Here is an 11,728-nt window from a genome sequence, read left to right as displayed (position 1 = left end):
CTATCAGCGGAGTTTCGGGTTGAGCGCGTCGCGCAGCCAGTCGCCGAGGACGTTGACCGAAAGCACGAGCAGGCAGAGCTGGGCGGCCGGGAAGACCACGATCCACCAGGAACCGGAGAACAGATATTCGTTGCCGATGCGGATCAACGTGCCGAGCGATGGTTCGGTGGGCGGCATTCCGACGCCGAGGAAGGACAAGGTCGCCTCCGTCAGGATCGCCAGCCCGAAATTCAACGTGGCGGCGACGAGGATCGGCGTCAGCGTGTTGGGCAGGATGTGCTTGCGCATGATCTTGCCCGGCCTGACCTTGATCAGCCGCGCCGCCTGCACGTATTCCTTCGAGCGCTCCACCATGGTCAGTGCGCGCACCGTGCGGGCATATTGCACCCAGGCGGCAAGCGAGATGGCGACGATCAGGATCATCGGCGCGAAGGCGTCGCGCAGGCCCGTCGGCAGGAGTTCGCGGAAGACGGCGCTGACGAGGATGGCCATCAGGATGGTCGGAATGGACAGCAGGATGTCGCCGACGCGCATCAGGATGTTGTCGACCCAGCCGCCCGAATAGCCGGCGATCAGACCGAAGGTCAGCCCGACGGCGAGCGACAGGGCGACGGAGGCAAGGCCGATGATGATCGACGCGCGCGAGCCGTAGAGGATGGCGGACAGCACGTCGCGGCCCTGGATGTCGGTGCCGAGGAGATAGGGCCACTGTCCGCCCTCGATCCAGATCGGCGGCAGTTCCGCGTTCCACAATTCGAGCGCGGCGAGATCGTAAGGATCCTGCACCGCCAGCAGCGGTGCCAGAAACGAAGAAGCGACCAGCAGGACGAGCAGCAGGCCGGCGGCGATGGCGAGCGAGCTGTGCTTCAGCGACCACCACAGAACGCTGTCGCGCCAGCGGGACTTGGCGGGCGCAGCAGTCGGCATGTCCGGCGAGATTTCGGTCGATGCCATGACGTCCTCCTCAATGGCCCTGATGGCGCAGACGGGGATCGACCACCGCGTAGGTGACGTCGACCAGCGTGTTGAGCGCGACGAAGATGAATGAAACGATGCACAGATAGGCCGCCATCACCGGGATATCGACGAATGTCACCGCCTGGATGAAGAGCAGCCCCATGCCTGGCCACTGGAACACGGTCTCGGTGATGAGCGCGAAGGCGATCAGATTGCCGAACTGCATTCCCGTCATGGTGATCACCGGCATCAGGCAGTTACGCAGCGCGTGACGAAACTGAACGGTTCTGGCCGGTACGCCGCGAGCGCGGGCGAACTTGATGAAATCCGCGCGCATCGTCTCCAGCATTTCGGCGCGCACCAGCCGCATGACGAGGGTGATCTGGAAGAGCGCGAGCGCGAGCGAGGGCAGGATCAGTGCCGCCCGGCCCGACTGCGTCAGGAGCCCGGTCGACCACCATCCGAGGTCGACCACATCGCCGCGTCCGAAAGCGGGCGCCCAGCCGAGCGTGACGGAGAAGAGCAGGATCAGCATGATGCCGACCACGAAGCTCGGCAACGACACGCCGACGATCGAGCCGAGTTGCAGCGCCTCGCTATACCACCTGCCGCGATGGATCGCGGTCACGACTCCGAGCGGGATGCCGATCACCAATGACAGGATGGTCGCGACGAGAACCAGTTCCAGCGTCGCCGGGAAGCGTTCGGCGATCAGGCTCGAGACCTCGCGCTGGTTGCGGTAGGAGATGCCGAAATCGCCCCGCGTGGCGGAGACGACGAACCGTCCGAACTGGGTGACGACGCCCTGGTCGAGCCCGAGCCGTTCGCGCAGTTCTTCGCGCTCGGCCTGGCTCGCCTGCTCGTTGACCATCATCTCCACCGGATCGCCGACGAAGCGGAAGATCATGAAGGCCATGGCGGCGACGGCGAGCATGACGATCGCCGCGTTGAAGAGCCGTTTCATCAGGAATACCAGCATCGCGCCTGCTCCCTTGGACCGCCGCATCCACCGCCGGGACTCTGCCTGCGATCAAGTCGATAAAAGTGGGAGCGTGCAGGTCGGCCACGAGGGCGAGCCAAGGGCCGCCGTCACGCTCCAGCCGGAGGATGCGCTCCGGCCGGGCCGGAGCGCGACGTGCCTGCCATTCTATCTGCGAACGTACCACAGCCGCGGCTTGTTGTCGGCGAACTGGGGCATCTCCTCGACATCGGCGGCCGTCGCCCACGCCATGGGCTGCTGGTGCAGCGGGATCATCAGCACCTCGTCCTTGACCATCTGCAGGGCCTGCATCTGGAGGTCGAGACGCTTTTCGCGGTCGAGTTCGTTGCCGGCCTGGTCGACTAGCGCATCGAGCTCGGGATAGGACCAGCCGCCCCAGTTGAAGACGCCGGCCGTACCCGTCTTTGAATGCATGATCTGCAGCAGGATCGAATAGGAATCGAGCATCGGTTCCGTCGCCCAGCCGATCGAATAGACGTCGGTCTTGCCGGAAGTGAATTTCGGCGTCTGGACCGAGCGCGGGCCGATGTCGAGTTTCGGCTTGAGCCCGATGCGCGCCCACATCGAGGCGATGGCCTGGCAGACCTGCTCCTCGTTGACGTAACGGTCATTGGCGCAGACGAAAGCGAACTCGAAGCCGTTGGGATAGCCTGCTTCCTCGAGCAGGGCCTTCGCCTTTTCCGCGTCATGGGTGGCGGCGACGTCGAGCGCTTCGGACCAGCCGGGAATTTCGGGGGCGACGACCGTGCCGGCGACGCGCGACTTGCCGCGCATCACGCGCTCCTTCAGGAGGTCGAGGTCGATCGCCGCCTGCATCGCCTGGCGCACCTTCAATTCGTTGAGCGGGTTCTCGCCGCCGCCGACGAGTTCCGGTTGCCGGTTCATGCCGAGCATGATCGAGCGGATGTCGGTGCGCTCGAGGAGCTTGACGTCTGGCGAAGCTTCCAGACGTGGCAGGTCCTGAACCGGCGTGTCGTCGACGAAATCGACTTCGCCCGACAGAAGGGCTGCGACGCGGGTCGCGGCGGAGGTGATCGGCATGAATTCGATGCGGGTCAGATTATGCTGCGGCTCGTCCCACCAGTCCTCGTTGACGACGAAGATGGTGCGCGCGTCCGGCTGGCGCGATTCGAGCACGAAGGGGCCGGTGCCGTTGGCGTTGTGAGTCGCGTAGCCCTCGATGTTCGATCCGACGTCGGTCGGCTTTTCCGCATTGTTTTCCACCAGCCATTCGGCATCGAAGATGTGGATGTTGGTCAGGTCGTTGAGCAGCAGCGGATAGGCGCCGGTCAGTTCGATGTCGACCGTGTAGTCGTCCACTTTGGTCACGCCCTTGTAGGCGGGCAGGTTGCCCTTCAATGGCGAGGTCTCGTCGCTGACGCGCTTCAGCGAGGCGATCACGTCGTCTGCGTTGAACGGGTTGCCGTTGTGGAACGTCACCCCCTGGCGCAGCTTGAAGCGCCAGACGCTGTCCGAAACCGTTTCCCACGAGGTCGCGAGCGCCGGCTCGATCTTCAGGTCGCGATTGTAGCGCACCAGCCCTTCATAGACGTGATTCAGCACGTTGATGGTGAAGCTGTCGCCGTAGGAATAGGGGTCGAGCGAGAAGATGTCGCGGTTCGCGCCCCAGCGAAGCGTCTCGGCCGATGCGGCGGTTGAAAGCAGGCAGGCTGCCAGGGCGCCTGCGAAAATCCTGGTCCTGGTCATCGAAGTTCCTCTGTTCGGACTGACTTTGCGGTTCCTGAGGGCTTCTCGATGGCCGCATCTGTCGCGCGGTTGGCCCTTGTTCCCATTACGTATACATAATTCGTATCCAATTTACAATAGTATCGTATACGATCTTGACATCTTTTGGATTCACGCATATTTTTCAGCGCATTGGATGCGGGAGGAAGACCGTTGGACACCCAGGCAACCCGAAGCGATGCGATCTATTATTCGCTGCGCCGCGCGATCATCGAGCAGGCGCTGCTTCCCGGCATGAAGCTGCCGGAGGATGCGATCGGCGATCAGTTCGGCGTGAGCCGCACCAGCGTGCGCAACGCGCTTGTGCGATTGAACGCGGAGGGGCTTGTCGATATCCGCCCCAATCGCGGCGCCGCCGTCGCCGAGCCGACGCTGGAAGAAGCGCTCGACATCTTCTCCCTGCGCCGCTGTCTCGAGCGCGAGGTCGTCGGGCGGCTCTGCCGCAGCATCACCGAAAGCGAACTTGCCGAACTCGAGGCGCATGTCGCCGAGGAGGAAAAGGCCATGGATACGTCCGGGCCGCTCTCGATGCGGCTTGCGGGCGAATTCCACATCCTGCTTGCCGAACTCACCGGGTCGAAACCTCTGGTGCGCTATGTCAGCGAGATCGTCTCGCGCTGCTCGCTCATCCTGGCGCTCTACAGTCGCCCCCATTCGGGCAAATGCGGCGTCGACGAACACCTCCAGCTCATCGACGCGCTGCGCAAGGGCGACCCCGAGACGGCGATGCATGTGATGGAGCATCACCTGGGCGCCGTGCAGGAGCGCGCGCAGATCCGCGATCCCGGCGATGCGCCCGACATCCGCTCGATCCTCAGCGAATACGCCCGCACGGCCTGAGAAAAGGAACCGACATGCCCGACCGCACCGCCGACCAGACCCATGTCGCGATCGATTTTTCCGCCATCACCCCGCGCGAGCGCTACAAGCTCCTGATCGGCACCGTCGTGCCGCGTCCGATCGCGCTCGTCACCACGCGCCATCCGGACGGCACCCTCAACGCCGCGCCCTATTCCTTCTTCAACTGCCTCTCGGCCGACCCGGCAATCCTCGCGCTCGGCGTCGAGAACCATGCCGACATGTCGTTCAAGGACACGACGCAAAACATCCGCCTGACCGAGGAATTCACGGTCAACATCGTGGACCACGCCATGGTCGACGCGATGAATGTCTGCGCCGTGCCGTTCGCCTCCCACATCGACGAACTCGCGGAAGCGGGGCTGACGGCCGCGCCCGGCGAAATGGTCGCCTGTCCCTATATCCTTCAGGCGCCGGTCGCGCTCGAATGCCGGCGCTACGTGTCGCTCGGCCTCGGCCGGTCGCGCGAAATCGTGCTCGGCGAAGTGATTAACATGCACATCCGCACCGACCTCGTCGACCAGGAACGCTTCTATGTCGACCAGCTCGCGCTCGATGCCATCGGCCGCATGGGCGGTCACGGCTATTCGACGACGCGCGACCAGTTCGACCTGCCGACCATGTCGGTCGACCAGTGGGCTGCGGCCAAGCGTCCGCTCGCCCGCGCCGCCGGCTGACGGCCATGCGGATCGCGGTCGTCAATCCGAACTCGACGCGCACGATGAGCGACGTCATCGCCGCTGCGGCACGCCGCGTCGCGGGACCGGACGTGGCGATCATCGGCCTGACGAACAGCGACGGCCCGCCCTCGATCCAGGGCGTCGTCGACGGCGCAGCCGCCGTTCCGGGCCTTCTTACGCTTGTCGCCTCCACGCCCGCCGACGCTTTCATCATCGCCTGTTTCGACGACACCGGCCTCGATGCCGCGCGCTGCGTCACCGACATGCCGGTCATCGGCATCGGCGAGGCCGCCTGCCACGCCGCCTCGCTCGTCGCGCACCGCTTCTCCATCGTCACGACCCTGTCGCGCTCGGTGCCGATCCTGCGCAACAATCTGGAAACGCACGGCCTGTCGCGCAAATGCGCGTCGATCCTGGCGACCGACATTCCGGTCCTTCAACTCGAACATGCCTCAGGCGAAACGCTCGCGCGGCTCGAAGCGACGGTCGAGCGGGCCATCGTCCAGGACGGCGCCGAGGCGGTCGTGCTCGGCTGCGCCGGCATGGCCGACCTTGCCGCACGACTGGAACGCCGTTTCAACGTGCCCGTCATCGACGGCATCGCGAGCGCAGTCGGACTTGCGGCAACGCTGGTGCGAATGGGCGTGACGACCTCGCGGCAGGGCCTCTATGCGTCGGCAAGCATGACGGGCGTCGAGCGGCTCGCCATCTGAGCCTCAGCCGCCTGGACGGTGGTGATCGCGATCATGGCGTGGACGTCGTTGGCGTCGCAGCCGCGCGAGAGGTCGTTGGCAGGCTTTGCCAGTCCTTGCAGCACAGGGCCGATCGCCACTGCCCCGCCGATCCGCTGGGCGATCTTGTAGCCGATATTGCCAGCTTCCAGGTTCGGGAAGACAAAGACATTGGCCTCGCCGCGCGTCGCCGAGCCCGGCGCCTTGGCTTCGTTGACCATCGGCACGAAGGCGGCGTCGAACTGGAGTTCACCGTCGACGGCAAGCGCGGGATCGGCGGCGCGCACCTTCGCCGCCGCCTGCACCACCTTGTCGATGCGCGCATGGCTGGCACTGCCCATGGTCGAGAAGGAAAGCATCGCGACACGCGGCTCCACGCCCGTCAGCGACCGGCAGGAGCGCGCCGAGGTCAGCGCGATCTCGGCGAGTTCATCGGCGTCGGGATCGACCACGAGGCCGCAATCGGCGAACAGGAACGCGCCCTTCTTCTTGTGCTCCGGCCCGCACAGCATCATCAGGAAGAAGCTCGAAACCAGCTTTGCGTCGTCCGCGCGGCCGATGATCCGGAGCGCGGTGCGCACCGTATGCGCCGTGGTCGCGACTGCGCCGCCGACCATGCCGTCCGCCTCGCCCTCGCGCACCATCATCGCGGCGAACCCCATCGGATCGGTAATGGCCGCGACCGCGTCCGCCTCGCTCGCGCCTTTGGCTTTGCGAAGGTCGAGATAGCGGCTCGCAAACCGATCGCGCATGGACGATGCAGCGGGGTCTTCCAGCCGAAACCGCCCCGTATTGGCGCCCCGCTCGCGCAGCCCGGCTTCGATCGCCGCGCGGTCGCCGACCAGGATCGGCAGCGCGATGCCATCCGACGCCGCCCTAACGGCTGCATCGAGCACGCGCGGGTCCGTCCCTTCCGCCAGCACGATGTGACGCGGCGCGGCCTTTGCCTTTTCGATCAGACGGTCGAGCGGTTTCATGGAAGTCTCCTCACCCGATGATTTGCATTCCGCCGATGACGAACAAGGCGATGAAGACCGTCTCCGCTATGATCAGGACGATCGCGGTCGCACCGACGTCCCTGATGCTCTTCATCGATGTCTTCATGCCCACGGCGGCAATGCCGAACAGAAGCGCCCAGCGCGAGACGTCGACCAGAAGCGCGGACAAGGCAGCCGGCACGAGCCCGGTCGAGTTGATCGCGGCCAGCGCGACGAAACCAACGACGAATCCCGGCACGAGCGGCGGGCGCCTCGCCCCCGGCTCAACCGGTCCGACATTGCGCAGCGCCAGCGAAAAGATGAGCACGACCGGGGCCAGCAGCGTCACCCGCACCAACTTGACGAGCGTCGCCGTCTCGCCCGCCTCTTCCGAAATCGAGAAGCCGGCGCCGACGACCTGCGCAACGTCGTGGATGGTGGCGCCGATGAAGATGCCGGCGGCGCGGTCGTCCATGCCGAAGGCCGCGACGACGATCGGATAGGCAATCATGGCGACGGTGGAGAGGACCGTGACGCCGATCACGGTGAAGATCAGATTGCGCTCCGAATGCTCGTTGCGGGGCAGAACGGCCGCGATCGCCATCGCCGCCGACGCGCCGCATATAGCGACAGAGCCGCCGGTCAAAAGCGCCAGCCGCCAGCCACGACCGAGAAGCTTCGCGCCGGCAAGGCCGAACAGGATGGTGGCGGCGACGGCGGCGACGATGAGGCCGATTGTCGCCGGCCCGATGCCGACCAGAAGCTCCGCGCTCATGCGCACGCCGAGCAGAGCGACGCCGAGCCGCAGGACCGTTCGCGAGGTGAAGGCGATGCCGGGCACCGCCCGCCCTTCCTCAGCCATGAAATGAAAGGCGATGCCGATCAGCAGCGCCATCAGCATGGCCGGCGCGCCGTAATGGTCCGACAGGAACTGCGCGGCAAGCGCCACGGTCGCGCAGACGGCGACGCCCGGCGCAAGCCGCAGGGCCGGGGCGGCGAACCGGGTCATCGCGGTCGGGGATTCGGACGGCATGTCGGTCATCGTGTATTTGTCCGGAAGGGAGGTTTCGGGGCGAGCATTGCGCCCGCCCCGTCTCGGTGCGTCAAACCGGCGCCTGTTCGCGCATGTCGGCCGGATCGATGCCGGCGACCTTGACCGGCTTTTTCATGGCGTCGCGGCGGAAGGGCTCGCCGAGTTCCTGGTTGAGGATGACTTCGACGAAGGTCGTCACGCCCTTTGCCTGCTCCTCGATCGCCTCCCGAAGGGCAGCCGTCAACTCGTCCTGCGTCGCCACGGTCACGCCCTTCAGGCCGCAGCCCTCGGCAACCTTCGCGTAGGAGAGCTTCGGGTTGAGCTCGGTGCCGACGAAATTGTTGTCGTACCAGAGGGTCGTGTTGCGCTTTTCCGCGCCCCATTGGTAGTTGCGGAAGATGACCATGGTGATCGCCGGCCAGCCCTCGCGGCCGATCGAGGTCATCTCGTTCATCGAGATGCCGAATGCGCCGTCGCCGGCAAAGCCGACCACCGGCACGTCCGGGCACCCGATCTTGGCGCCGACGATCGACGGGAAGCCGTAGCCGCACGGCCCGAACATGCCGGGCGCGAGATACTTGCGGCCCTCCTCGAAGGACGGATAGGCGTTGCCGATCGCGCAATTGTTGCCGATGTCGGTGGAGACGATCGCATCGCGCGGCATCGCCGCCTGGATCGCCCGCCACGCCTGGCGCGGCGACATCCGGTCAGCGTCGCGCTGGCGCGCCTCCTCGTTCCAGACCGTGCCCGGATCGTCGTCCTCATGGTCGAGCGAGGAAAGCATCTGCAGCCAGGCCGACTTGCGCTGGTGAATCTGCGCCTTGCGCTCGCCGCGGCCGGCGTCTCCTGCCGTCGGCGTCAGTTGCGCGAGAATCTGCTCGGCAACCTTCTTCGCGTCGCCGCAGATGCCGACCGAAACCTTCTTCGTCAGCCCGATCCGGTCGGAATTGATGTCGACCTGGATGATCTTCGCCTGCTTCGGCCAATAGTCGATGCCATAACCCGGCAGGGTCGAGAACGGGTTGAGGCGCGTGCCGAGCGCGAGCACGACGTCGGCCTGCGCGATCAGTTCCATCGCCGCCTTGGAACCGTTATAGCCGAGCGGGCCGACCGAGAGCGGGTGGCTGCCGGGGAAGGCGTCATTGTGCTGGTAGCCGCAGCAGACCGGCGCGTCTAGCCGCTCGGCAAGCGCCTTGGATGCTTCGATCGCGCCACCGATGACGACGCCGGCGCCGTTGAGGATCACCGGGAACTTCGCTTCCGACAAAAGCCTTGCGGCCTCCGCGATCGCCTTCTCGCCGCCGGCGGGCCGCTCCAGCCGCACGATCTGCGGCAGTTCGACCTCGATGACCTGCGTCCAGTAATCGCGCGGGATGTTGATCTGCGCCGGGGCCGAGCCGCGCCATGCCTTCTCGATGACGCGGTTCAGAACTTCGGGAATGCGCGAAGCGTCGCGCACCTCCTCCTGATAGCAGACCATCTCCTCGAACAGCGCCATCTGGTCGACCTCCTGGAAGCCGCCCTGTCCGATCGTCTTGTTCGCAGCCTGGGGCGAGACGAGCAGCATCGGCGTGTGGTTCCAGTAGGCGGTCTTGATCGCGGTGACGAAGCCGGTCACGCCCGGTCCGTTCTGGGCGATCGCCATCGCCATCTTTCCGGTGGTGCGGGTGTAGCCGTCGCAGATCAGCGCGGCATTGGTCTCGTGGGCGCAGTCCCAGAAGGTGACCCCGGCCTTCGGAAAGAGGTCGGAAACCGGCATCATGGCCGAACCGATGATGCCGAAGGCGTGGCGGATGCCGTGCATCTGCAAGACCTTCACGAAGGCTTCCTCGGTCGTCATCCGGATCGGGCCGGTCTTGGCCGAATTATCGAGTGTGGCAGGCGAAATATGCGCGGTCATGGGCGTTCGTCCTTGTGGTGATACCAGCGGTACATCAGGCTCTGTCCGAGCCGGCGGAAGGGTGTGAGAAGACCGTGATGGGGCAGCGGCGAGGTGAAGATCGGAAGGTCGAGATCGCCGCTTTTGCCGGCGATCATCTGGGCCAGCCGGCGCCCGGCCTGCGCCGAATACATGACGCCGTTGCCGCCATAGCCCATCGCGTAGAAGATCGACTGCCTGGGATCGGGCCGGCAGATGCGCGGCATCATGTCGTGGCTAACATCGACCCAGCCCCACCACGAATAGTCGAGTTCGATTCCCGCGAGCGCCGGAAACTTGCGCTCCATGCCGTCGACCAGAACCTTGAGATGCTTCGGGTTCGCCGCATCCCGGCCGGTGATCGCGCTGCGGCTGCCGATCTGGAGGCGGTTGTCCGGCAGGAAGCGGTAATAATGGCGAAGCGTGCGCGTATCGGTCAGCGGAATGCGCGATTTCAGTCCGCAGGCTTCGATTTCCGCCGGCGTCAGCACGCGGGTGACGATCGAGTTCGACAGGATCGGCATCAGGCGATGCGAGGTCAGAGAATTGAGGCCGGGGCTGGTGTAGCCCGCCGTCGCGATGCCGACCGCCCGCGCGCGCACCGTGCCTCCCGGCGTCGTCAGGTGATGCATCTTGCCTTGCGTTTCCCAGCCCGAGACGGGGCTCGACGGATGGATCGTCGCGCCCAGATCGCGCGCGAGTTTCTGGTAGCCGAAGGCAAGCCTGGCGGCGTGGATGCTGATCCCGTCCGGCTCGTACATCGCGCCGGCCGCCTCGGCATCACCGACGAAATCGGCATGGACCTCGCCGCGCGAGACGATCCGGCTCCCATAGCCGAACACATCGTTGAGCAGGTCCGATTCCCTTTGCAGCGCCGGCATGACGGATGGCTTGTGGGCGATGTAGAGATGCCCGCCATCCTGCGGCTCGCAGTCGATTTCGGCGATCAGCGAGCGGAAGAGGTCGAAACCCTCGGCCACTTCGGCGTGCATCTTCTTCGCCACGTCGATGCCCCAGCGATCGATCCATTGCGAGCGCTTCAGCCGACCCGACGACATCTGCGCCTGTCCGCCATTACGGGTGGAACAGCCCCAGGCAACGCGGTTGGCCTCGAGAACGACGGCCTTGATGCCATGTTCCCGCGCCAGGTGGATCGCCGCCGAAAGGCCGGTGTAGCCAGAGCCGACGATGGCGACGTCGCAATCGATATCGCCCATCACCGGACCGTCGTCCTCGGGCGGCCGGCCGGCGGTGTCGATCCAGTAGGTCGGCGCGTAGTCGCGGTTCGTTCCCGGCCCCGCATCGACCACGGGATCGTAATGCGGGTCATAAGGAGCGAAGAGTGGCTTGATGTGCTTTTGCATCGTCGGTCGCCTTGCGAGCGCGTTTCCGGTTCAGGACTTTGCGACCGGCGGCCGCTGCTTGCGGAACGCCTGCTTATGGACGATCCGCCCGTCCTTCAGGCGGAAGAGGTCGGCGCCCTCGGCCTCGATCCGCGTGCCGTCCGGATTGGTGCCGGAGAAGGTCCATTCGGAAACCGCACGGTCGCCCTGGACGAGATGGCCGCGATGGTCCCAACGCGCGTCGTGCATGGTCTTCCAGACGTTCTGGAACGCTTCTGCAATCGCGGCCCGACCTTCGAACCGCGTGCCATAGACCTCCGCGCCGCCGACCGCATCGAACACGGCGTCGTCGGCGAAATGGACCATCACGGCGTCGATGTCGTGCCGGTTGAAGGCGTCAAAGAGTTGCTTCAGATCCTCAGTCGTCAGGCTTCGCGAGGCGGTAATGGTCGGCATGATTCAAAATCCTTTCAGGTGGCCGGCGT

The 11,728-nt window shown here is 65.5% G+C and carries 11 protein-coding genes; 3 read left to right on the top strand and 8 right to left on the bottom strand.

The features are described 5' to 3' along the window. Positions 1–3: 3 nt before the first annotated feature. The 3 genes from PZ895_RS04075 to PZ895_RS04065 form a co-directional block, all read right to left on the bottom strand. The gene (locus PZ895_RS04075; RefSeq protein WP_275837775.1) at positions 4–954 is read right to left on the bottom strand and encodes an ABC transporter permease; all 951 of its coding nucleotides are present in this window, start codon (positions 952–954) and stop codon (positions 4–6) included. A gap of 10 nt (positions 955–964) precedes the next feature. Next, positions 965–1,936, bottom strand: a complete 972-nt coding sequence (locus PZ895_RS04070) for an ABC transporter permease (RefSeq protein ID WP_275837774.1) — start codon at positions 1,934–1,936, stop codon at positions 965–967. A gap of 168 nt (positions 1,937–2,104) precedes the next feature. Continuing rightward, positions 2,105–3,664 (bottom strand): ABC transporter substrate-binding protein, encoded by a 1,560-nt coding sequence (locus tag PZ895_RS04065; protein ID WP_275837773.1) that lies wholly within the window; start codon positions 3,662–3,664, stop codon positions 2,105–2,107. A gap of 192 nt (positions 3,665–3,856) precedes the next feature. On the opposite strand from PZ895_RS04065, the gene PZ895_RS04060 reads away from it, so the two are divergent. Genes PZ895_RS04060 through PZ895_RS04050 form a run of 3 tightly spaced genes read left to right on the top strand, consistent with a single transcriptional unit; the run spans position 3,857 to position 5,954 of the window. Then, on the top strand, positions 3,857–4,543 hold the full coding sequence (locus PZ895_RS04060) for a GntR family transcriptional regulator (protein WP_275837772.1): 687 nt from the start codon (positions 3,857–3,859) through the stop codon (positions 4,541–4,543). A gap of 14 nt (positions 4,544–4,557) precedes the next feature. Beyond that, positions 4,558–5,238 carry a flavin reductase family protein gene (locus PZ895_RS04055; protein WP_275837770.1) on the top strand — a complete coding sequence of 227 codons (681 nt, stop codon included), beginning with the start codon at positions 4,558–4,560 and terminating at the stop codon, positions 5,236–5,238. A 5-nt stretch (positions 5,239–5,243) separates the two neighbouring features. Further along, complete coding sequence (locus tag PZ895_RS04050) at positions 5,244–5,954, top strand: aspartate/glutamate racemase family protein (protein WP_275837769.1); 711 nt, start codon at positions 5,244–5,246, stop codon at positions 5,952–5,954. Here PZ895_RS04050 and pta read toward each other — a convergent pair. From pta to PZ895_RS04025, 5 genes are all read right to left on the bottom strand, one after another. Next, positions 5,909–6,949, bottom strand: a complete 1,041-nt coding sequence (gene pta, locus PZ895_RS04045) for a phosphate acetyltransferase (RefSeq protein WP_275837768.1) — start codon at positions 6,947–6,949, stop codon at positions 5,909–5,911. The genes PZ895_RS04050 and pta overlap by 46 nt on opposite strands. Positions 6,950–6,959: 10 nt before the next feature. Continuing rightward, the gene (locus PZ895_RS04040) at positions 6,960–7,982 is read right to left on the bottom strand and encodes a putative sulfate exporter family transporter (protein WP_275837946.1); all 1,023 of its coding nucleotides are present in this window, start codon (positions 7,980–7,982) and stop codon (positions 6,960–6,962) included. A gap of 70 nt (positions 7,983–8,052) precedes the next feature. Further along, complete coding sequence (xsc, locus tag PZ895_RS04035) at positions 8,053–9,828, bottom strand: sulfoacetaldehyde acetyltransferase (protein WP_275837945.1); 1,776 nt, start codon at positions 9,826–9,828, stop codon at positions 8,053–8,055. A gap of 50 nt (positions 9,829–9,878) precedes the next feature. Further along, positions 9,879–11,264 (bottom strand): FAD-binding oxidoreductase, encoded by a 1,386-nt coding sequence (locus PZ895_RS04030; RefSeq protein ID WP_275837767.1) that lies wholly within the window; start codon positions 11,262–11,264, stop codon positions 9,879–9,881. Between the two features lie 30 nt (positions 11,265–11,294). Next, a complete protein-coding gene (locus PZ895_RS04025) occupies positions 11,295–11,672 on the bottom strand; it encodes a nuclear transport factor 2 family protein (protein ID WP_275837944.1) in 378 nt (125 codons plus the stop codon). Positions 11,673–11,728: the final 56 nt, after the last annotated feature.

The sequence above is a fragment of the Mesorhizobium sp. YIM 152430 genome (assembly GCF_029210365.1).
GTDB lineage: Bacteria > Pseudomonadota > Alphaproteobacteria > Rhizobiales > Rhizobiaceae > Aliihoeflea.
This window is presented reverse-complemented; position numbering and strand designations above follow the sequence as displayed.

What these genes read in the sequence shown, in the direction of transcription:
- PZ895_RS04030 (WP_275837767.1), bottom strand. Translation starts at nt 11,264, where the DNA reads ATGCAAAAGCACATCAAGCCACTCTTCGCTCCTTATGACCCGCATTAC.
- PZ895_RS04050 (WP_275837769.1), top strand. Translation starts at nt 5,244, where the DNA reads ATGCGGATCGCGGTCGTCAATCCGAACTCGACGCGCACGATGAGCGAC.
- PZ895_RS04055 (WP_275837770.1), top strand. Translation starts at nt 4,558, where the DNA reads ATGCCCGACCGCACCGCCGACCAGACCCATGTCGCGATCGATTTTTCC.
- PZ895_RS04065 (WP_275837773.1), bottom strand. Translation starts at nt 3,664, where the DNA reads ATGACCAGGACCAGGATTTTCGCAGGCGCCCTGGCAGCCTGCCTGCTT.
- PZ895_RS04075 (WP_275837775.1), bottom strand. Translation starts at nt 954, where the DNA reads ATGGCATCGACCGAAATCTCGCCGGACATGCCGACTGCTGCGCCCGCC.
- PZ895_RS04070 (WP_275837774.1), bottom strand. Translation starts at nt 1,936, where the DNA reads ATGCTGGTATTCCTGATGAAACGGCTCTTCAACGCGGCGATCGTCATG.
- pta (WP_275837768.1), bottom strand. Translation starts at nt 6,949, where the DNA reads ATGAAACCGCTCGACCGTCTGATCGAAAAGGCAAAGGCCGCGCCGCGT.
- PZ895_RS04040 (WP_275837946.1), bottom strand. Translation starts at nt 7,982, where the DNA reads ATGCCGTCCGAATCCCCGACCGCGATGACCCGGTTCGCCGCCCCGGCC.